General features: G+C 42.6%; 18 protein-coding genes. 1 reads left to right on the plus strand and 17 read right to left on the minus strand.

All coding sequences use genetic code 11. From position 1 onward, the window contains the following. Positions 1-44 precede the first annotated feature (44 nt). From JOC33_RS20485 to JOC33_RS02380, 16 genes are all read right to left on the minus strand, one after another. Positions 45-776 carry a UTRA domain-containing protein gene (locus JOC33_RS20485; protein ID WP_205090573.1) on the minus strand — a complete coding sequence of 244 codons (732 nt, stop codon included), beginning with the start codon at positions 774-776 and terminating at the stop codon, positions 45-47. A 69-nt stretch (positions 777-845) separates the two neighbouring features. Further along, positions 846-2,519, minus strand: coding sequence for a DUF4091 domain-containing protein (locus tag JOC33_RS02310; protein WP_205090574.1), 1,674 nt, complete (start codon positions 2,517-2,519; stop codon positions 846-848). 79 nt (positions 2,520-2,598) lie between these two features. Further along, on the minus strand, positions 2,599-3,360 hold the full coding sequence (locus JOC33_RS02315; RefSeq protein WP_205091514.1) for a carbohydrate ABC transporter permease: 762 nt from the start codon (positions 3,358-3,360) through the stop codon (positions 2,599-2,601). A 116-nt stretch (positions 3,361-3,476) separates the two neighbouring features. After that, entirely contained in the window at positions 3,477-4,403 is a 927-nt protein-coding gene (locus JOC33_RS02320) for a carbohydrate ABC transporter permease (RefSeq protein WP_205090575.1), read from the minus strand. 57 nt (positions 4,404-4,460) lie between these two features. Continuing rightward, positions 4,461-5,726 (minus strand): ABC transporter substrate-binding protein, encoded by a 1,266-nt coding sequence (locus JOC33_RS02325; protein WP_205090576.1) that lies wholly within the window; start codon positions 5,724-5,726, stop codon positions 4,461-4,463. A gap of 300 nt (positions 5,727-6,026) precedes the next feature. Next, positions 6,027-7,826: a bifunctional metallophosphatase/5'-nucleotidase gene (locus tag JOC33_RS02330; protein WP_205090577.1), complete on the minus strand. Its 1,800-nt coding sequence runs from the start codon at positions 7,824-7,826 to the stop codon at positions 6,027-6,029. Positions 7,827-8,136: 310 nt separating this feature from the next. After that, positions 8,137-9,147 (minus strand): Gfo/Idh/MocA family protein, encoded by a 1,011-nt coding sequence (locus JOC33_RS02335; protein WP_205090578.1) that lies wholly within the window; start codon positions 9,145-9,147, stop codon positions 8,137-8,139. 111 nt (positions 9,148-9,258) lie between these two features. Next, positions 9,259-10,245 carry an ROK family protein gene (locus JOC33_RS02340; protein ID WP_205090580.1) on the minus strand — a complete coding sequence of 329 codons (987 nt, stop codon included), beginning with the start codon at positions 10,243-10,245 and terminating at the stop codon, positions 9,259-9,261. Next, entirely contained in the window at positions 10,245-11,081 is an 837-nt protein-coding gene (locus JOC33_RS02345) for a sugar phosphate isomerase/epimerase family protein (protein WP_205090582.1), read from the minus strand. Before JOC33_RS02345 ends, JOC33_RS02340 begins: the two co-directional genes overlap by 1 nt. A gap of 4 nt (positions 11,082-11,085) precedes the next feature. Continuing rightward, on the minus strand, positions 11,086-12,057 hold the full coding sequence (locus JOC33_RS02350) for a Gfo/Idh/MocA family protein (protein ID WP_205090584.1): 972 nt from the start codon (positions 12,055-12,057) through the stop codon (positions 11,086-11,088). Between the two features lie 16 nt (positions 12,058-12,073). Continuing rightward, complete coding sequence (locus JOC33_RS02355; RefSeq protein WP_205090586.1) at positions 12,074-13,048, minus strand: Gfo/Idh/MocA family protein; 975 nt, start codon at positions 13,046-13,048, stop codon at positions 12,074-12,076. A 19-nt stretch (positions 13,049-13,067) separates the two neighbouring features. Beyond that, positions 13,068-14,081 (minus strand): Gfo/Idh/MocA family protein, encoded by a 1,014-nt coding sequence (locus tag JOC33_RS02360; RefSeq protein ID WP_205090588.1) that lies wholly within the window; start codon positions 14,079-14,081, stop codon positions 13,068-13,070. A gap of 19 nt (positions 14,082-14,100) precedes the next feature. Then, complete coding sequence (locus tag JOC33_RS02365; RefSeq protein ID WP_205090589.1) at positions 14,101-14,931, minus strand: carbohydrate ABC transporter permease; 831 nt, start codon at positions 14,929-14,931, stop codon at positions 14,101-14,103. Between the two features lie 22 nt (positions 14,932-14,953). Beyond that, positions 14,954-15,907, minus strand: a complete 954-nt coding sequence (locus JOC33_RS02370; protein ID WP_205090590.1) for an ABC transporter permease subunit — start codon at positions 15,905-15,907, stop codon at positions 14,954-14,956. 53 nt (positions 15,908-15,960) lie between these two features. Continuing rightward, positions 15,961-17,199 (minus strand): ABC transporter substrate-binding protein, encoded by a 1,239-nt coding sequence (locus tag JOC33_RS02375; protein WP_205090591.1) that lies wholly within the window; start codon positions 17,197-17,199, stop codon positions 15,961-15,963. Between the two features lie 53 nt (positions 17,200-17,252). After that, positions 17,253-18,455, minus strand: a complete 1,203-nt coding sequence (locus tag JOC33_RS02380; RefSeq protein ID WP_205090592.1) for an ROK family transcriptional regulator — start codon at positions 18,453-18,455, stop codon at positions 17,253-17,255. A gap of 292 nt (positions 18,456-18,747) precedes the next feature. Here JOC33_RS02380 and JOC33_RS02385 point away from each other — a divergent pair, with 292 nt between their 5' ends. Beyond that, complete coding sequence (locus JOC33_RS02385; protein WP_205090594.1) at positions 18,748-19,245, plus strand: sigma-70 family RNA polymerase sigma factor; 498 nt, start codon at positions 18,748-18,750, stop codon at positions 19,243-19,245. Positions 19,246-19,633: 388 nt separating this feature from the next. On the opposite strand, the gene JOC33_RS02390 is transcribed toward JOC33_RS02385, so the two are convergent. Further along, a complete protein-coding gene (locus JOC33_RS02390; RefSeq protein WP_205090595.1) occupies positions 19,634-21,577 on the minus strand; it encodes a PTS fructose transporter subunit IIABC in 1,944 nt (647 codons plus the stop codon). Between the last annotated feature and the right edge of the window lie 35 nt (positions 21,578-21,612).

Below are 21,612 nucleotides of genomic sequence, written 5' to 3' on the forward strand. Positions count from 1 at the left end.
TGATGGGTCAACATCATCTAAAAAAAATAAAAGCCTACACAGAGTCAGATCAACTCTGTGTAAAATCTGCATCTGTCTCCACGGACAATCGACTTACAATACTCTACTGGGCGCCTCATACTGTCATACGCAATTCTTTCCAGCAATAATGCCGGGCTCCCTTCATGGACATTAAGTTGACTTGCTTCGTGTTCCAGTATCAGAACTGGCTCAAACGTTTCTTTCGCAGAGCTTACGACCACATTAAAATCATTGGCAAGGATATCGTACAAAGGTGTTTTGCCCACTAGTTTCATTTTTTCTAAATCGTCAACCCGATTTACCGGCAAATAGGAGGTTTCTAATATAATAGGTTCATCATTTGCACAACGCAGTCTTTTCAGCATAATGACTTCTTCGTCTTTGTTTATCTGTAAAGCGGATGCAATCTTCTGAGGGGCCTTTACCTGCTCCAGCTCTAACAGAATATCCTTTGGCCGCAATCCCTTGTCTTTAAGCACCTGGCTGAAGCTGTAGAATCCAGACAGCGACTGCTCTATTTTTGGTTTGTTGACAAAGGTCCCCGTCCCCTGGACACGATATAGCGTACCTTCCTGCACCAGGTCCTCGATTGCTTTTTTGACAGTATTACGACTGACATTATATTGCTCCCGCAGTTGATGTTCGGAAGGAATCTTATCCCCAGGTTTCCAAATATTATTTTCAATATTTTCGATGATGATTTCTTTCAGCTGATGATACAATGGCACAAAACTAGTAGAATCAAGCACTTTCACTTTTTAACTCATCCTCTCTTTCCAAGGCGTCCATATATTAATGTAAATGTTATCATAAATAGTTTAAGGTTACCTGTCTATTTTAACTGTCGATTGATTCCTGGCCGCTTCTTCTACTATTCTTTGATTGATTTCGTTTCTTTTATTGATCAGCCAACTGCTTTTTAGTGGAACTTGTTCAAAAGTCAGCGGCTCCTCTAAAGAGTTTTCGATCAGTTCTATTACCTGTTCTTTTCCAAGATAGGTTTCTAATAACTGCAATGCCCTTAAATCCTGTAAAGCTTCGTAAAAAACCTTTATTCTTATAGAATTTATCGGGCCATTTTCACCAGGGTATACTAAAAAAGCGTCCCCTGATGGAAAACCATGCCCAGCATCGGTATTCAGGAAGGGATTGATGTGCTCGCGGGACAATTTTGAAAACCAGAAATTGTATCCCCAATGCAGAAAACCTTTGATATTAAACTTATAAAGCTGGAACCCGATAATCCGGTTACGTGCTGAAGGAAAATTAAAAAAGCGGTTGGAAACTTTTTTATATTGTTTACAGCAGTAGTAGGTCCAAAGATCAGGGACCTCCTGTTCCAAAAAAGTGTTAATGTGATCGCTGGCCGGGATTGGCTGCTTTACAATACCCTTTTTGTAATAGTCATAGTCCGATAAAGCATCAATTACAGGATAATCAGACAGGTAGGAATGTATAAACTTACTGGCTTCCTTATAAGCAAAAAGGTTATCTCTATCAGGCTCATCAGAAACATGAAAATAAACGTTTTCAACTAAATTATGTTCTTTTATAAAAGTAATTAATTCGGGGAGAAACTGGGATAAGAAAGTTTTATATTCTATTCCAGCTGCCTCCGTTTCCCAACCAAATATTACTTTCTTCTGGCCATTTTCAACTGCGATTATTTTGGGAGCATGCTTTGCCCCCCACTGGGTAAAAAAGTGAGAGAACTCAAAGTATACAATTCCTTTTTCCTGTGCGATTTCTATCCATTTTCTTAAATTGGAAAAATCAAATGAATAGCTGGAACCTTTCTTTTCAACATCAATCAATTGAACAGTCGGCCGCTCTGCCCCTATTTCTGTATCTAAAGGCGGGGTGAATAACGGTGTCAATATCATATTGACGCCATGTGCCACTGCATTTTGTAAATAGGTATCAATCAATTTCCAGTGATCTTTGCTGAATACAGGTACATCATAGTGGACCGCGAGGCAATCAGCGTGAAACCATTCCGTATGAATCAACTGCTGATCAGGCAGCCTTGCATCCAATATTTCCAAGTGAAAAGTTTCTCTGGCAAGTACGTCGTTGCCGGAACGGAAAATGACATGAATCGGATATACTCCTGATGTTTCATCTTCGGGTATATTCACGCTGAACCATAACGCGCGCCATTGATTGGGCAGACCCGCAACCACTCTATCCTTTTCAGGGTAAAGAGGATCGGGATATAGACCTGGTGTTGTTCGCAGCACATTGGAATCATGGTCATGATAACTCGGCAGTTCGGAAGGAACCACCCCGACAGAATGGAACTCAATCGCTTCGCTAATTTCAGATTCCACCATAACCTTTAACTCAGGAAGCAATTCACCATTATTACGATAAGCTACTTGAAAAGAAAACGTTTCAGCCTTAAGAGCTGTACCACCTGTATAAGGAGCTGCTTTTAACTCTTCATCAGGGAACACTTTTTCTAACGAGCTTACACATTTTGTCTCTAAATGTACCAAGCTTATGCCACCTTTCCCAACTTACCCTGTTGATCTCGTTTATTGATTCTAATAATTTAAATACTTTTAATAAAACAGCCTATCCTTTTGATCCCGTAAATGTAATCCCTTCGATAAAGTGACGCTGCAGTACGATAAAAATGACAATTACCGGCCATAAGGCCAGAACGGCGCCCGCCATAAGAATGGGATAATCTGTGACATACTGGCCTTTCAGGTAAGCAAGCCCTGCAGATAATGGCATCTTTTCCATCGAATTGTTGACGATCAGCGGCCACATCAATGATTTCCAGCTGAAAAGCACCGTCGTAATGGACAAAGCAATCAGCCCTGGCTTTGCCAGTGGAAGCATGATTCTCCAGAATATTTGAAAATGGTTGCACCCATCAATTCTGGCTGATTCCTCTAACTCTTTCGGAAGCGACATGAAGAACTGCCTCATCAAGAACGTTCCAAAAGCACTGAACAAACCTGGCATGATTAATGCTTGCAACGTATTTAACCATCCAAAAGATTCCATAAGGAAAAATTGCGGTATCAGGAAAGCCTGTGGAGGAATCATTAGGACAGATAAAAATAAAATAAACAACCCGTTTCTTCCCGGAAAGTCGATTCTTGCAAAGGCGTAACCTGCCATCGAGCAAAGAATCAACTGGCCGATCAGAATTCCCCCGGTCATAACAATCGTGTTGAAATAAAAGCTGGAAAATGGCAGAGAGGTGAAAATTTCTGTATAGTTTTCCCACTGGATTTCCTCTGGAAAAATAACCGGTGGCACCTGAGTAGATTCTCCAACTGTCTTAATAGATGTCAACAGCATCCATATGAACGGACCTACCATTGCCAAAGCTCCTATAATCAACAATATATGTACAATAATATTACTTTTCTTCGTTTGCTTTTTTGAAGCGGACTTGCCCAAGTTAACTCCTCCTTTCTTAAACTACTGTCATGTCATCAGTCATAATGAACCCATTTCTTCTGGAGTTTTACCTGGATGATGGTTACCACAAATATCAATAAGAAAATCAAGATTGCAATCGCAGAGGCGAATCCTTTATCGTTCATTTTGAATGCCTGTTCAAAGAATAGAACGACAAGTGTACGTGTATCCTGATAAGCAGGACTTGTTGGTTCAATCATCATAAAGATTAAATCGAACACCTGTAATGCTTCAATAAGAGAAATGATTGTCACGAAGAAAATGGTTGGAGTCAATAACGGAAGTGTAATCGTAAAAAACTTCCTTACTGCTCCAGCACCATCGATAGATGCTGCTTCATATAGAGAGTTTGGAATCCCTTGTAAACCTGATAAAAAGAAAATCATATAATACCCAATCTGCATCCAGACACTGACTATGATGATCGAATATAAAGCTAAATCAGGATTTGTCAGCCAATTTGGCCCTTCAATGGAGAAAATACCAAGTACATAGTTGATCAGCCCATATTCAGCGGTGTACAGCCATTTCCACACCATTGCAATCGCAGCCGGAATGGTAACAACCGGAAGGAAGTAGAGAGTACGGTAAATGGACAATCCTTTAATTTTCTGATTCAACAATAAGGCTACAAAAATGGCTATGGCGATACTCAGCGGCACAGACAATACGGAGAAAATGAGTGTGTTTTTTAATGCAGTGATTAAATCAGGATCTTCTAATATCCGCTTATAATTGGAAAGGCCTCCCCATTCATAATTCCCGAATGCCTTCCAAGTGTTAAGGCTGAAATAAAAAGTCTGAATACTTGGCCATATGTATAACACTAAAAGCCCTATCAAGGTTGGCGCTATCATTGCATAGCCCCAGAAATAATCTCCTCTTTTTAAAGGGCTTATTCTTTTCCGTTTCCTTTTATTCATAACTGGTTTCGAACTCATAACGACTCACCTCAATAGGAGGGCTACCTCAAAATTTATAGAGATAGCCCATATTAGTTACTTGTTCAAGATTTCTTCCATTTCTTTAGCAAGATCTTTTGCTACTTCTTCTACACTTGCTTCTCCTGTCCAAGCTTTAGGGAAATACTCCTGCTCCAGGGTTTGCCATTCTGTTGTATTAGGAGCAGACGGATAAGGGACTGCATATTCCAAACTGTCAATGAACACTTGTAAATTCATTTCAGGGATAGCCTTGACCCAATCTTCCTGCATACCTTCATAGGCAGGAATGAAACTTCCTGCTTCAGAAAACATTTTATTAGCTTCCTCAGAAGCCAGATATTCCACTAGTTTCCATGCAGCATCCGGGTGTTCTGTATTGGCAGCAATCACATGACCGATACCATGGATAATCGTTGCGCGTTGTTCATTCTTAGGTAATTCCGCAACATCAATTTTGCCTTTTAATGTTTCATTCTCATGAAAAACTTTTGCCATCCAGGAGCCGTCGTAAAGCATTGCAACTTTACCTGATTCAAACATAGCCCTTGGAGTCGTATCCGTCATTTGTGCTAAGGTCGGGGATGCTTCATGTTCATGAATAAGGTCGGTCCAGAATTTCAAACCCTTAATCGTTTCAGGCTCATCGTACCCTGAATCCTTCATATCATCGGACACGACATATCCACCAGCTTGATAGATTGTATTGTAGTAGTTAGACTGATTGTTTAATTTTGCTGCAATGCCATAAATACCTTCTTCCTTGTTGGTCAGTTTCTTTGCAGCTTTTTCAAGGTCATCCCAATCCCACGTGTCGTCCGGGTATGCAACGCCAGCTTTATCGAAAAGTTCCTTGTTGTAAAAAAGTGCTACTGTATCAAAATCTTTTGGGATGGCATACTGCGTATCTTCGTAATTATAAAGGTCGACCAAAGACTGCGGAAATTTATCTATCTTTACATCGCTTTTTTCCATGTATTTATCCAGGGGAAGTAAAATATCATTGGAAGCATACTTAATAATGTTTGGACCGTTCATCCAAAAAACATCAGGCAACACACTTCCAGTGGCAGCAGTTTCCAACTTAGTCCAGTATTGCTCCCAAGGAGTCGGTTGCAGCTTGACGTTGATATCCGGGTTTTCCTCTTCAAACTTTTTAACAACCGGCTCATAGGCATCTACTTGAGCTTCATCCCACATACCCAGAGTTATGGTAACGCTTTCAGAATTTCCGCCATCTCCTCCTGTATCATTAGCACTGGAAGAACATGCAGCAAGGACAGATAAGAGAACAATCAAAGATAATGATAAAATTTTACGCAAAATTAACAGCTCCTCTTTGGTAAAATATTTAATAAGGCCAACCTATACTTTTCTTCTTACACCAGCGAAAGATCAGCAGCCAATGGGTTAATATGTATCATATTTATCTGCTCGGATTCCCCCCTCCCCAATTACCCCTAAGGAATCGATTACCAACTATTACCTATTCCATTATACAATTGACGGGTTGATGGGTCAACTTAATTTTCAGAAAATTAACTCCTCTTCTTTTTTTAAGGGAACTCCCTTGATTCCAAAAAAGCTTGCTCAAGGGAGTTCCCTTTTACCAATTCTATGAGTCTAATTCAAAGAAGATACCCGGTTCAATTTAGGAGGTTCGATGACTTCCTGTGCTTTCAGGTAGTCCAAGAATGCCCAATAATCTACTTGAATCCGAACAGGGTCTTTGTATTCCAGGAATGTCTCATACCCATCACCATTCCTTATCAAGTAGGCAAGTGCAGCTACACGATAGGAGCGGTCAGGTTCTAGCGTTTTCCCATTAATCACAACATCTTCAGGGGATACTCTTTGTCCTACCGGTTTGCTATCGTCATACGCATAACGTACATTATGAGAAACAGCCAGCGGATGGAATGACACACTGCCATCGCTCTCTTTGCGCCATTGTTCCTCAAGAATCTGATCAATTTCTGCTCCTGTCAACGTCACATTGACAACAGGGTTAGCATATCCATGAGCCTCAAATTGCTCCCTGAATAATACAGTCCCATCACTGTCTGCAGGATTGCTTCCACTTTCATAAAGCAAATCACCATCAAGCGGACTCTCCGCCGTCAAAGCAAAATCTGCAGGTTTTTTCTTTCCTTTTTTACCAGCAGCATAATGGGCATCAGCTGCAACATTAGCTAGTGTACTCTCCCCATCAGCACTACGTTCTCTGGTAAGATCTCCGGTAATTTTAGCAACCGGCTCTGATCCGGCTTCTTCGCTGCGTTCTTTCCAGTAGGAGACCATTTGTTCAATTTCAGGATCCTTTGGAACATCCCTTGTTACTGGATGGTTCGTAGAAGTAGTTTTCTCACGTACAACATCTTTTGTCTCAGGATCAATCATGAGATTTATTTCACTGATCAGCTTTCCATGATTAGCTCCCTCTACTACTGGACGTGGATTTCCATTTGGGTCCTCAATGGAACAGTTGAAAGACGCGTGCCAATGTCCTGTCACAATAGCGTCAATTTCCGGAGAAGCTTCCTTTGCAAAGTCAATTACAGGTCCATATGGATCTTTGCATTGGTTATAGTAATGAAAATCTGAACCGCCCTCATGTACGACAGTAACAATCGTTTCTACTCCTAACTCTTTGAGTTCCTTCGTATAGCGGTTTGCAGATTCTACTAGACCATCAGCAGTTAGTGCTCCCTCTTGAAAAGAGGTCGTACCCAGGATGGTTGTCGGGGTTGTCAAACCTATAAATCCTACAGGAATTGTACCACCCTTGCCGTCAGGAATCTGCTTAATTTCATATGGCTTAAGTACAAGTTTACCGGATTGAGCATCACGTATGTTAGCACTGAGATAATTATAATCTGCACCCTGAAACACTTCCCCGGTAGAGTCCTCAAAGCACATATCTCTTCCCGGTTTGCCGACACACTTCCCATTCATCATATGTTTTTCAAGGAATTCCGCTGTCCGGTCAAATTCATGGTTACCTGCAACAGACAAGTCGAGACCTAAAGCATTAAAAAATTCGATCGTCGGCTCATCCTTGAAAACTTCAACCATAAATGGCCAGCCGCTGAAGTCATCACCAGCTGATAGTCTGATAGAGTTACTATGGCCCTCTTCCAATCGGTCGAGATGGGTTGCCATATAAGCTGCACCACCAACCGTCAATTGGCCATCAGGTGTATCCAGCTTACCATGATGGTTATTTTCTGGTTCTAAATAACCGTGGAAATCCGTTATGCCGAGTAACTGCAAATTAACTAGTTCAGACTCTCCTTCTGCAGAAGCTTCTTGATCATGATTAGTTTCCGCTTCTGCAGTTAAGTTTGCGCCTACTGTCACAAACGAAATGAAAACGATTACAAAAAATGAAACTATAAACAACTTTACTGGACTTTTTTTCAATCGAACTCCTCCCATTTAATGTATTGTAAGAGTCGAAAATCGAAAAACGTGTAGATTTCACCTCTTTTCTGTGGTAATTTCTGTTAACATTCAACACGTAAAATTATACCGTCATTAGGTTGATGGGTCAACCTAATTTTCAGAATATTTTCAAATAAGAAAACGTCCCTCCGATCAGCTTAAATAAAGCTGTCACAGTATTGTATTTTGTCATAAAAAGAGCTTTTTTAAGCCTCAGAGTGCAGAATGATTAAGCCGTAAAGAGGCATACACAACCTATAAAAAAAGACAGGCAAAGTCGGCCTGTCTCCTAAGGATTAATATTAACTTGTCTGTTCTGTTCAATCGACTTGTAACACGCTTCAATTACGCGCATATTGGCAATTGTATTTTCCATGGTATGGGCAACATGCTTATCGTCATTCAGGATTGCTTCGGAAAAATGCTCCACCTGGAAGCGGTATTGATCACCCATGATGGCTTCTTCACGAATTGAATTACCGCTCTCGATCCGGATAATCCCTTCGCCACCTCGGGCATCTGGCCGGTAAGCACGCGGTACCTGGATCTTTCCTTTGGTTCCGACAATCTCATATTCATCCCTTCCAGCCATGTCGAAGCTGCTTTCGAACACTGCCTTTTTCCCAGAAGCAAAATCCAGATAACCAATGGATGTCGTTTCCACTTCGTAATCAGTGTCGATCTTAGCATGGACATGGACACTCTCTGGCTCTTCCCCGAGAATCTGACGGATCGAATGGATCCCATAGCAGCCAACATCATAAATACTGCCGCCACCTTTTTCTTTTTGAACGCGGATATTTTCTTTGCGTTTGTCCTCATCCATAAAGAATGAAAATGCTGCCTGCATATATACAGGATCTCCGATTTCACCTGATGCGATAACTTCCTTGGCCCGCTCGTGCTGGGGATGGAAATAATACATGAATGCTTCCATCAATAAAACACCATTTTCCTCACAAACTTTTTTCATTTCTTCTGCTTCTTCGGCATTGATTCCTATCGGTTTTTCACACAAAACATGCTTGCCTTTGTGAGCTGCCTTGATTGTCCACTCCTTATGTAAATGGTTAGGGAGCGGAATATAGACAGCGTCGATTTCCGGGTCTTCCAGCAACTTGTCATAGCTGTCATAAACAGAGGATATCTCGAACCGGCTTGCAATTCCTTCGGCTTTCCCGACGTCACTTCCTGTTGCAATCGCAGCAACTTCTGCGTTTCTTGCCCGGGTGATTGCCGGTATCAACTCTTTTTGCGCAATACCCGCCGTACTTAATACGCCCCAACGAATTTTTCTCATAGAAACCTCCTCGTATTTAGTGGTAGTTATTAATCTATCAGAAAACGCACGTGTTGTCTTATCATAAAAAAACAGGCCCCACAGCCAGGGACCAAATTGTTTCCCTTCCACTTATTTTTCGGTGGAAGCCAATACTTTATCGCCGCTCTCTTCGAAATAATAACCAACAGCTCCTAAGACACCTGCATTCATACCAAGTTCAGATTTCACTATATTCACCCTATCAACCATACTTGGTATCCCTCTCTGGTTTACGGTCTTTTTTATTTCAGGTAATAGGATATCAGAAAGGTTCATAACACCCCCGCCGAAAACGATGACTCCTGTATTCAGGATATGAACCATGTTAGTCACACCGACTCCTAAGTATGTTGCTGTTTCTTTTAATAGTTTTTGAGAAAACGTATCCCCTTTTAGTGAAGCCTTCCCGATTTCTTCAGCTGAGGGACTATCCGTTTCAGTGAAAAATTCACTATATTCACCATTTCTCAATTTTTCCTTTGCGGTCTTCGCAATCGCAGTACCTGATGCAAGGTTTTCCAGACAACCTCTATTTCCGCAGCCGCATTTCGAACCATTTACATCAATAGAAATGTGCCCGAATTCACCTGCACTGTCTCCTTCACCTGTAATCAAGCGACCGTCGCTGATAATTCCGGCTCCTATTCCTGTACTGACTGTGATATATACGAGGTTTTCGGCACCTTTTCCCGCTCCCCAAATTCTTTCTGCAATAGCAGCTGCATTGGCATCATTGACGAGATGTACCGGAAGTTCGAATTCACTTTCCAGCAGTTCCCCGATTGGCATGTTTCTCCAGCCGGTATTATTAGCAAAGATTACTTCTTTATTTTGCATATTAATCACTCCGGCTGCAGCAATTCCTATTCCTAGCAGTCTATTTTTATTTACTTGACTCTCTCTTATCAGTTTATGAACAGAAGAGACCACTTGTTGATAGACCACGTCTGGGCCTTTCGCTGCCAGTGTCTCTACCTCTAAATTGCTTAAAATATCCCCGTCTTTTGTAATCAATGCTGCCAGGATCTTGGTACCGCCTAAATCAATTCCAATTGCTAATTCTCTTCTCTCTGCCATCAATTTTCTCTCCAATCGAATGGGAAAAAATGATCCATGATGCATGAAGTCATGGTTAACTGCAAATCTGTGTGAAAGGGATGGGGTGGGATTTCTGGTGATACGAATCCATTATAATTAATCGCTTCTAAGGCATGGGCAATTTTGTCCCAGGCAATATCTCCTGCTAATAAAGGGACAAAGCCATCCATATTTCCGACGGATGTTTTAAAATCTTTGATATGAACCGCTACAATTTTTTCAGCAAGTATTTTAATCCATTGTTCTGGAAATCCGGTATAAACGACATTGCCAATATCTAAGTAGACTCCTGCATAAGGGGAATTTATCTCTTCTATAAAGCGCGCCATTTCCAGTGGGCTTAACAGAAACTTATTCCACACATTTTCGATTCCGATTCGGATTTTCTTTTCTTCTGCGAATGCTGATAATTCTCTCATCGCCTCCAATGACCGTTCGTAAGCTGTATCATAGGAAACTTCTTCAGTTACGATCCCAGGCACGACTAACACTGTTTTCGCTTCACATTGATCAGCAATCCTGATCATTTTTTCGACAACTTGCATCCCTTTTTGCCTGACAGCTTTGTTTTCCGAAGTTAACGGATACTTCCAGAGCATGTCCGTGGAAATACTGAAGATGTCTATGTCATATTTGCCTGCTGTTTCTTTTATATTCATCACTTCTTCTTCCGTCGAATCCAGCTTAAGTATGGCGTCCTCTTTTTCTTCTACATTAAACTCTATTCCCTTAAATCCTGAAGCTTTTGCTTTCTTTATTATCTCTTCTGCATGAAGACCGTCTGGAAAACACCAGGCATTAATTCCTTTGTTCATTGTTTCATCCCCTTTTTCCAGAATTTACAGCCACTTCCCTTGCCAGGATAGCTGTTTTCAATGTATCGACCACTTCTTTTTCTTTTATGAAGCTTCTTTCATTCATTAAAAAGCAATGGATAAAATGTCTGAGTTCGTTGTAAAAGGGGTTCTGGTTCAGCTTATCTTTTGCTATCATTTTCGACTTCCCCAGTTTGTTCCTGAACACCCAGGGGATCTCCCTGTTGTCATCGTAATCAACAAAGCCATCACTGCCATCAATTTCGACGCGCTGTCGTAATCCGCCACGATCTACACTGCTCCATGTCCCGTCCAGGGTTATCAATGGGCCACCGTCAGCCTGAAGGACGATATGGACTGCTTTAATATTTTCATCAGAAATGATATGGCACGACAATATTTCCGGTTTTCCAAAGTTCCATACAATAAAGTCCAAATCATGAATGATAAAATCAAGGAAAAGACCGCCGCTTTTCTGTTCGTCTTTATACCAGTCCTGCCCGATAAGAGAGGGATAATGGACAGACCTCGACAGGCGTACTATTTTAGGTTCCCCGAGATCTTTATTCAAAAGCAGCTCGTGAATTTCCTGATAGGCAGTCATGAATCGGCAAACCTGGGCAATGAACAGCTGCACTCCTTTCTTTCTGCAAACGTCAAACATCACCTTCGCATCTGCTACGGTTAACGCAATCGGCTTCTCGCAGATGATATTTTTTCCTGCGTTTGCAGCTTGAACGACCGTTTCCAGGTGGAGAAAATTCGGCAGGCAGATGTCGATTGCTGCAATATCCGGGTCACTACAAACCTCCTCCATATCTGTTACAGCACAGGCTCCGACTTCGTCAGCCAGTACTCTTGCCCTTTCGATATCGATATCGACGATTGTTTTTATCCGGACATCCTCCATCTGGCTATATGCAGCAGCGTGGATTGCTGCAATATTTCCAGCCCCAATGATTGCAATATTATACATATAGGCACAACCTTTTTCAGCGATTTGTAACAGACTGTTTTTTCTCACCGGATCGATAAGCAGACAGGGCGACTTCAAGTGCCCTTAATCCGTCTTCTCCAGTGATAGCAGGTTGTCTGCCGGACTTGACTGCCTCTGTGAAATCGACGATCAGTCCTTCATCCATATCATCGCCCCAAAATTCCCAGCTCACCCCGTCTTTATCACTGTACACATCTACTTTTTGATCGAACGCGTTTACTGTCAGCGTCCCTTCTGTTCCGATGATTTCCAGCGTCACATCTCCCCAGGTAGGGTAGGCATCATTCCTAGACCAGCTGCAATCAAGGGTAGCAAATACATCGTTTTCGAAGTTCATCGTCAGTATGCCGCAGTCGTCAATCGTCTGTTCAGATATCAGGTTGTCGTATTCGGCATAAACGTCTGTCACTTCTGCATCCATGAACCAGCGCAGCAGGTCGACAACGTGCACGGTGTGATCCATTACCGCACCCCCTCCTGACAAGTCCTTATCGATGAACCAGCCGCCTGGATTGGTGCCGCGATTAGTCCCTTTGACAGCCAGAATCCTGCCTAGCTCTTCATTATCAATCAGTTCTTTTGCCCGCTTAACGGGAGTGCTGTATCTGACTGGAAAAGCTATTTGAAGGAATACATCATTATCGCGGCAGCTGGAAATGATTTTTTCAGCATCCTCTATGGTAGTTGCAATCGGCTTTTCACAAAGAATACTCTTTTTAGCCTCTGCTGCCGCAGTGACATGCTCCCTGTGCTTCACATTCTCCGAGGTGATGATGACCGCTTCGATCGCTGTTCCCAGAAGATCCTGATAGTTATCAAAAAAGGTTGTCTGATACTTTTCTGCCGCAGCTTTACCACGTGTAACGTCTTCATCGAAAACTCCTGCCAGTTCCAGACCTTCCTGATTCTGAATAGCATTTGCATAGCTGTAGGCATGTCCATGGGCAAAACTTATGATTCCGATTTTCATCAAGCATTCCTCCATTCATTCAAGATATATCAGCAGTAGTGTTAAGCATTACAGGTTTTCCTGATTCGCAGGACAGTTGGGCTGCCGTCGCGATTTCAATAGCATGCAACCCATCTTCAGCAGAGACAATCGGATCGCTTCCGTTCTTGATGCAGGAAATGAAGTGCTTCAATTCGTCACGATAAGGGTTAGAGACAAGCGGACTTTCAGGAACTTCAACCCCGCCTGCTCCTGCTTCTTTTACTCTCGGTGTGTGCTTCAATGGAGTGATTTTTGCACTGTCATAATTTATGATCCCTTCCGTTCCGGCAACTTCGATTCCAGAGGAAAATCCTTGATGAGCCCATGTCCCTTCTAAGTGTGCGAGAAGTCCACTTTTAAACCTTAGTGTTACGAGGGCATAGTCGATAATCAATTGATCGGCGTCTTTCCTTTTTATCTTTTTTGCAAATACTCGCTCTACTTCGCCAAAAGTTGCTCTCAGGTAATCAAAGTCGTGTAGAAGCAGATCCAAAATCAGTCCGCCGCTTTTTTCAAAATCGCCATACCAATTTTGCCATGCTTTAGGGAAGGCACCGCCGCGAGTAGTGCGTACTACTGCTGGTTTTCCTATCTTTCCTGCCTTGACAATCTCCTTGATTCGATTGTATTCCTGGAAAAACCGGACGACATGTCCAACAAACAGCTTTACACCGCGTTTTTTGCAATGGTCGATCATTTCTCTTGCTTCCTCTGTACTCCTGGCCAGCGGCTTTTCACAAATGACATTTTCCACTTTTTCCGCTGCCTTCATAGCGTATTCTTTGTGCAGGTAAGTTGGAAGGCAAACATCAATGGCATCAATATCATTTAATTCATCCATAGCCGTTTCAAGGGAATGAAATGATGCTGCACCAGTTGCTTCAGCTAACTTGTCAGCAGCTTCCTCCCGGATATCGACAATTCCTGCTAATTCAACCCCAGGCAGACTATGATAAGCCTCCGCATGTACCGAACCCATTGTGCCGGCACCGAGCAATAAAACCCTTACCATTACTCATCTCTCCCATCTATCATTCTTTAATAGCTCCGGACATGAAGCCTCTAATGAAGTATTTCTGTACAAAACTGAACATCACCGCAATCGGAAAGGTCGAAATGACACTTGCCGCCATCATCAGCTGCCAATAGACAATATTTTGACCAGCAAAATCGGTCAATGCAAGACTGATTGGCCTTAAATGTGAGTCAGAAATGAAAATCAATGGTATCAACAAGTCATTCCAGGCCATGATGAACGCATAAATCCCTGCCATTGCGATTCCAGATGCTGATAATGGCATGACTATTTTAATGACTCCCCTGATACGGGAACATCCATCTATTGCAGCAGCCTGCTCCAGTGTTTCCGGGACACTTTTCAAATATCCATGTAACAGCCAGACGGCCATAGGCAAGGTCAATGCACAATTTGTGATGATCACGCCAAATAAAGAGTTTAATAAATTATAATTTTGAGCCAGCTGATACAATCCAACGATCAATACGATCGGGGAAAACATTTGGGTGACCAAAACGATGAACAGCATACTGTTCCGGCCGAAAAATGAGAAACGTGATATCCCATAAGCCGCCGGGAATGCCAGTACTATCGTGATAATTGCTGTGGAAGATGCTATGATCAGACTATTGAAAAAGGGTTGACTGAACTGGTAATCCCCACCCCAAACCTCGCTGAAGTTACCCCACTGCGGATTTGCTGGAAACCATTCCGGCGGCCAATTGAATATCCCTTCATATGTCTGGAGAGAAGTAGCTAACATAATCCATATCGGAAATAGCAGGATTATGAATATTACCCATAAGGCAATGTGAGTCGGCAGGTTTCTCCATCGTTTAGTCATTCGGATTCACCTCTCTTTTCCACTAAAGTTCTTCCTGTCTCATCAACAAGCGTTTGTAAAGCAGCGTACAGATCGTCAAAATGATAAAGATAACAACAGCGATCGCTGCCCCCATCCCTAAATCAAAAGCACCAAAAGAAAGTTTATAAGCTTGTACAATTAATGTCTGGGTGGCATCGACTGGACCGCCATGAGTCATCGGCCAGATGACTCCAAAAGAGTTGAACGTCCAAATACCGGACATGGTGGTGGCTACCAATATAATCGGCTTCATCATTGGAAGCGTCACACGGGTAAGCTTCTGGAACCTGTTCGCTCCATCCATACTGGCGGACTCATGCAGTTCTACAGGTATAGACTGAAGGCCGGCTAAAAACATCATCGCTAAAAACGGGATGCCAAGCCACATGTCGGTAATAGCGGTAGCGATAAAAGCAGATAATTTATGACCGAGAAATACATATGGCTCCTGCAAGATATTCACCTGCATCAGGATGTAATTCAACATTCCAAATTGTCCATCGAAAATCCAACGCCATGTTACGGCAGCTACAACCATCGGCGTGACCCATGGGATCATTAACAGGATGGTGTATAATTTTTTGAAGGCAATATCTTTAGCAAGTAATAAAGCTATTCCCAGAGCTGCTGCTGTTTTGCCGAGGACAGACAAGCCTGTCCAAATGCCAGTCCTCGCTGTTGTCTGCCAAAACTCAACGGAACTGAACAAGGTAATGTAATTTTCCAAACCGATGAATTGTACCCCAAGGTCTGGCCGGGTCATTATGTTATTGGTCATAGAAATATACATAATTCTTCCGATTGGATAAGCTACCATAATCAGCATGAACAAAACGAGTGGCAGTAAATAAAAGAACGCTGATTTTTCTGGAGAAAAATATAATCCCAGCTTTTTCTTTTTCTTTACTGTCAGCTTCGAATTACTTGCTTTGGAATAGGAAGTTATTTTAGACACCTCTTTTCTGGCGTAAATAAAGGAGGCAGACAGCCACCTCCTTTATTTAAAGTTTATTTAGGTTCGAGCTTCTTCTCTTTGATTTCTTTTACTGCGTCATCTAATACGGCTTGTGGGTCTTCACCAGCTAACGCACGTTGCACGGCTGTCGTGATGACGTCCTGGAATGGCTCCCAAACTGACGGTTTCGGCTGCGGCTCGCCATACTCGATCATTTCTACAAAAGTAGAGAAGTAAGGATCTTCCTTGAAGAAAGGCTTTTTCGCTTCTTCTTTTAAAAGCGGTAATGAACCATTGCTTTTATCAAATTTCGTCTGTTCCTCCAATGAAGTCATGAATTCAATGAATTTCCATGCTTCTTCAGGATGTTCCGTTTTAGAGGAAACCATGATTGAATCTGATACCAGTGTGTTGGCCATTTTCTTCCCTTTTGGTAACGGAGCAGATTTATAAGGGGTTTCCTTGTTGTCCGGATCTACACCCATCAACGATTTCCCCCATGGCCCGATTACGTACATAGCGATTTTTCCTTCTTTGAATAGCACGGGTAATAGCTCGCGATTATATTCGACTGGGTTCGGGACAACTTCATGTTTCGTATAAAAATCCGTATAGTATTCCAGTGCCTCCACTGCTTCCGGTGAATTGAGTGTGACATTTCCTTCCTCATCAAAGACCTGCCCGCCATTTTGATATAAGTAATTGAAATATTGAGTGGTGGTGGAAACATGAGCAGCACCCGAAATGGCGAACCCATACATTCCTTCATTTTCTGTCTGGACTTTTTTCGCTGTCTCGACCAGTTCATCCCAGGTCTTAGGAGGCTCTTCAATTAAATCAGATCTGTAAATCAGAGACCGTGAAGAAAACGCCCGTGGAATTGCGTAGATTTCCCCTTTGTATTTAACAGATTTCTGCAATGCTTCTGGGTATTCCTTGATTTTTTCAGAGGCCATATCTGTAATAGGCATAATTCCGTCCATATCAGCAAATGCAGTAATCCACCGGCTTCCTCCCGCGAATACGTCCGGAGAAGATCCACCGTTGAAACCAGTAACAAGCTTCTGGTAAGCATTATCCCAGCCAACTGCCTCAAGCTTCACCTTAATATCCGGGTTTTCCTCTTCAAACCTATCAATGATTCCTTGCACCCTGTCTCTCGTATCAGGGTTGTCTGCACCAGGTTTCAAATAAGTAATTTCAACGGGGCCATCTCCCCCGCCGCCATCAGACTGACCGGAACACGCTGCTAATAGGAAAGCGATACCTAACATCACCAATAGCCTTTTCATCTTCTCCCTCATCCCCTTTATAGTTTTTTAAGTAAACAAGCTTCAACATGCGTCTACAGCGGTACTTCAAAAATTTCCTCCAGGGCAACAGAAGCCGCTCCTTTTAATTGGAAATCACCCCCCAAGGTGGTAGGCTGTATTTCAAGCCCATCCGTAAAAATATCGAAAGCAAGTTCTTTCACCTTTTCTCTGACTCTAGTAATGAAGTAGGAGTCCTTGTCTAACGACCCCCATCCAATCAAAATCACATCAGGGTTGAATAAATTGACTAATGATACAATTCCATTGGCCATATATTCCACAGGTTCTTCCAGTACGCTGATTGCCAGCTCATCATTTTGGTGAAGCGCTTTCAAAAAATCGTTTTGAGATATATCTAATGTCTTCGAATTCTTATGAGAAACCATGGTGGTCGGTGAACCTTTTTCAAGATGATCCAAAATGCGATTGTAGATGGACGGCCAACTTACATAATTCTCTAAACAGCCTCTATTGCCACATTCACAGAGAATACCATTCTTATCGATGGAAATATGACCAAATTCACCCGCTCCACCATGTGACCCCCTAAAGATGGAATCTTCAAAAACAATCCCAGAACCTATTCCGTCACCCATTTGAATATAGATAAGATTTTTCCGGCTCCCATATTTGCCGTATTTATTTTCAGCAAGTGCAATGGCATTCGCATCATTATCAATCCATACTTTCAGGCCGAATCGTTCTTCTGCCATCTCTTTCAAGGGCACATTTGTCAGATGCAATTTGGCGTTATTTCGAATGATCCCTTTCTTTGCATCAACAATTCCCGGGGTTATTATTGAAATCCCAAGACATAAGGATAAGTCCTCACATTCTGCGATATAGTCACTTATTCGATCCAACGTGTAACTAATTGCATTAGCACTTTTTTGGAAATCCCCTGGATACATCTTTTTTTCCTTAACCTGTGCATCCATGTTCACTTTCCCAATCCCTATACAAGAGTTAGTGATAGAAACTCCTATGATATATTTACTGTCTGGGGCAAACTCTACATAAACCGGCTTCCTGCCACCGCTTGATTCTCCAATGCCTCCGACTGTCACAATCCCCTCATTCAATAGTCCATTCACTGCAGAAGTAACGGTTGTCGGACTCAATTTAGTCATTTTTGCTATATCACTTCTTGAAATCGGTCCTTTTTCTCTAATCGTTTTGAGAATGATATATTGATTAATTTCCTGCATCAATTTCAATCCGCCAGTTTTTTTCATCGTCCCCTCCTATTCATCCATACTTACTTTTTCCATTGACTTTATTAAGTTTGTGGGTTCACTATAACACTACTTCGTCGATAAATAAATACAATTTTCAAAATATTTTTAAAACATTTTATGGAAACAGGACTTTGATATTGCAATATTCCTACTCGCGTACAGACTCGAACTTACTTTTCCAACATGAAAACTAAAATAAAACCAGCATGACACCCTACGACACCTATCTCTCGATAATAAGAGTGGATGTCTAATACTGGAAGAACCGGTTCTCGAAAAGAGAAAAATAATGTCAAATCTATTACCGCAATCATTTGAGGAAGTGTTGAATCAATACGAAAAAATGATCCACTATCATATTTGCAGGCTGCGTATCAGCGACCCGGAACAGGAATTTTTCCAGGAAGGCGCAATTGCTTTATGGGAGGCTTATGAATCCTTTGATCCAGCTAAGGGAGCATTCGCCCAGTTTGCTAACTATAAAATCCGAAACCGTTTTATTGATCTCATCCGTAAAAACTCCAACGCCGCTGAAAAACAGAAGGAATACGTCGAGAGGCACTCCACTATCGAGTTCAACAGCACGTATGATCAGCCGGAGGATTATTTGCTATGGCGTCAGCTTCGGGACAGCCTGACGCCAAATCAGTGGAAATACTTGCAGCTGCATATCATTGAAGATCTTCCGCTCGCCGTTATTGCAAAAATCGAAGGTACTACCATCGATGCCGTTAAAAGCTGGGGAAAACAAGCCAAGAAGAAAGCAAGACGACTTAAAATACTGTAAAAAAATGGGGATGAAAAACTGAATAAGCATAAAGTAATCCGAACAGTGACATTGAATTAGTTCGGATTATTTGTGTGCCAAGAGATGTTTTTTAACCATCACTCCGTCCAAACACTTCGCTTTCCGCGGGCACGGCCTAAGCTAACTTGGTCAAGAAGAACCCTCGCTTTCCGTGGATGAACATCCGAATCTGCTCATGAAAACCGCACGGCGGGGTCTCGGACCGCCCATTTTCCCGCTGGAATCTCGGATTATTCGCCCTCCCGAAATAGAAAAAGCCTTCACTTAAATTCTTAAAGTTAAGTGAAGGCCTTTTTTATATTTTTGCCTCGTAATATATCCCTGCTGACTGACTCGACATGCTAAATTAGCACGCTTTTTTTTGTAATCATTCAATCGTTTCCAGTAACTTGTATGCTTCTTCTTTTGTTTTAACATGCAGGAGTTCATTACGGAATTGTTCATCCATCAGGCGTCGGGAGAGCATCTGCAGGATTTTTAAGTGATCTTCTCCTTGGCGCTCTTTTGGAACTGCCAGCATGAATATAAGCTTGGCGTCTGTTCCATCAAGACTTTCCCAATCGACACCGGTGCGTTTAATCCCAAACACAACGGCCGGTTTTTTAACGGCAGCTGACTTTCCGTGGGGAATGGCTATGTTCATTCCTAATCCTGTAGTGCTCTGCTGTTCCCGTTCTAAAATTGCTTCTTTGAAAACGGAACGGTTCTCTATGATATCTTGCTTATCCAGAATTCCGATCAATTCATCGATGACCCCTTCTCGAGTAGAACTGGATAAATCAATATCAATCAAATCAGGGGTGGTAATATCAGTCAGCTTTTTAATTTCCTTTGTTTCAGGCTGTACTTGCCGCTCTTCTGTATTAGCCAAATCTGCAGCTTTAGAATTTGATTCTTCTTCCTCTGGAACGCCTGCTACAGCTACATCCTTTTTCAAGAAATTGACCATAAATGCTGTCACGACTACCCCAACGATTGCGGCGACGAAAAACATTACCACGTTATCAACTGCACCTAATACTGCAACTATCGGTCCGCCGTGAGCGACACGGTCGCCAACACTGCTGAGCATGGCGATGACAGAGCCGACCATCGAACCGACCATGATGCTCGGTATGACACGGAGTGGGTCTTGTGCGGCAAACGGAATGGCACCTTCTGTAATTCCGAATAGCCCCATCGTAAAGGAGGCTTTTCCGGTTTCCCGTTCTGCCTGCTGATACTTCCGTTTATTCAAGAAAGTGGCGAGTCCCATACCTAACGGCGGGATACAGATGGCGACAGCGATCGGTCCCATAATTTCGTAGTTTCCTTCTGCGATCATGGCAGCTCCGAACAGGAAGGCAACCTTATTGAATGGCCCGCCCATATCGATAGCGATCATGGCGCCAAGAATCATGGCAAGCACAATCGAGCTTGTACCCTGCATACCTTCAAGCCACTGGGTAAGACCTTCAAATACAGCTGCTACCGGTGCTCCGATCACAAATATGAACAATAACCCGACGATTAATGAGCCGAATATCGGAATGAAAATGATCGGCATGACCGGTTGGACAGCTTTTGGCACTTTCAGCTTTTTAATTGCAAGTGTGACGTAGCCTGCCAAAAATCCGGCAATGATTCCGCCGATAAAACCAGCGCCAGCTTCACTGCCGTAAAAACTTCCGTTTGCGGCGATATATCCTCCAATTACACCTGGAGCCAGTCCTGGACGGTCAGCGATACTGACAGCTATGAATCCGGCAAGAATCGGCACCATAAAGGTGAATGATGCTGCACCCAGGCTCTCAATTTTCTTCCAGAAAGAATCTTCCGGAATAACGATTCCCCCGGCAGTCTGATCTCCTCCGATTGCAAGTGCCAATGCGATGAGTAATCCACCGACAACGATGAACGGAATCATATAGGAAACACCATTCATCAAATGGCGGTACACCGGATTTTCTTTCTCCTTACGCTTTTTCTTGATTTCATCGGCTGTCTGCATCCCCGCTTTGTAAATGGGTGCATCGCCATCCTGGATTTTACCGATCAATTCTTTTGGCTTTCGGATTCCTTCCTGAACACCGACAACAAGCAGTGGTTTACCGATAAAACGTTCTTTGCTCACTTCTTTGTCACTTGCGATGATGATGCCATCCGCTTCTTCAATATCCTGATCGCTCAGGGTGTTTTCGACACCTATCGATCCTTGCGTTTCGACCTTGATATCAACTCCCATTTCCTCTCCAGCTTTCTGGAAATTTTCGGCAGCCATGTACGTATGGGCAATGCCGACAGGACAAGCTGTTACAGCTAAGACTTTCATTATGTTTCCCCCTCACATCCTACGTTATATATTCA

Origin of the sequence: Thalassobacillus pellis (genome assembly GCF_016908295.1) — a bacterium.
GTDB classification, from domain to species: domain Bacteria; phylum Bacillota; class Bacilli; order Bacillales; family Halobacillaceae; genus Thalassobacillus; species Thalassobacillus pellis.

What these genes read in the sequence shown, in the direction of transcription:
- JOC33_RS02315 (WP_205091514.1), bottom strand. Translation starts at nt 3,360, where the DNA reads ATGGTAGGTCCGTTCATATGGATGCTGTTGACATCTATTAAGACAGTT.
- JOC33_RS02320 (WP_205090575.1), bottom strand. Translation starts at nt 4,403, where the DNA reads ATGAGTTCGAAACCAGTTATGAATAAAAGGAAACGGAAAAGAATAAGC.
- JOC33_RS02335 (WP_205090578.1), bottom strand. Translation starts at nt 9,147, where the DNA reads ATGAGAAAAATTCGTTGGGGCGTATTAAGTACGGCGGGTATTGCGCAA.
- JOC33_RS02340 (WP_205090580.1), bottom strand. Translation starts at nt 10,245, where the DNA reads ATGGCAGAGAGAAGAGAATTAGCAATTGGAATTGATTTAGGCGGTACC.
- JOC33_RS02345 (WP_205090582.1), bottom strand. Translation starts at nt 11,081, where the DNA reads ATGAACAAAGGAATTAATGCCTGGTGTTTTCCAGACGGTCTTCATGCA.
- JOC33_RS02350 (WP_205090584.1), bottom strand. Translation starts at nt 12,057, where the DNA reads ATGTATAATATTGCAATCATTGGGGCTGGAAATATTGCAGCAATCCAC.
- JOC33_RS02355 (WP_205090586.1), bottom strand. Translation starts at nt 13,048, where the DNA reads ATGAAAATCGGAATCATAAGTTTTGCCCATGGACATGCCTACAGCTAT.
- JOC33_RS02360 (WP_205090588.1), bottom strand. Translation starts at nt 14,081, where the DNA reads ATGGTAAGGGTTTTATTGCTCGGTGCCGGCACAATGGGTTCGGTACAT.
- JOC33_RS02365 (WP_205090589.1), bottom strand. Translation starts at nt 14,931, where the DNA reads ATGACTAAACGATGGAGAAACCTGCCGACTCACATTGCCTTATGGGTA.
- JOC33_RS02375 (WP_205090591.1), bottom strand. Translation starts at nt 17,199, where the DNA reads ATGAAAAGGCTATTGGTGATGTTAGGTATCGCTTTCCTATTAGCAGCG.
- JOC33_RS02380 (WP_205090592.1), bottom strand. Translation starts at nt 18,455, where the DNA reads ATGAAAAAAACTGGCGGATTGAAATTGATGCAGGAAATTAATCAATAT.
- JOC33_RS02385 (WP_205090594.1), top strand. Translation starts at nt 18,748, where the DNA reads ATGTCAAATCTATTACCGCAATCATTTGAGGAAGTGTTGAATCAATAC.
- JOC33_RS02390 (WP_205090595.1), bottom strand. Translation starts at nt 21,577, where the DNA reads ATGAAAGTCTTAGCTGTAACAGCTTGTCCTGTCGGCATTGCCCATACG.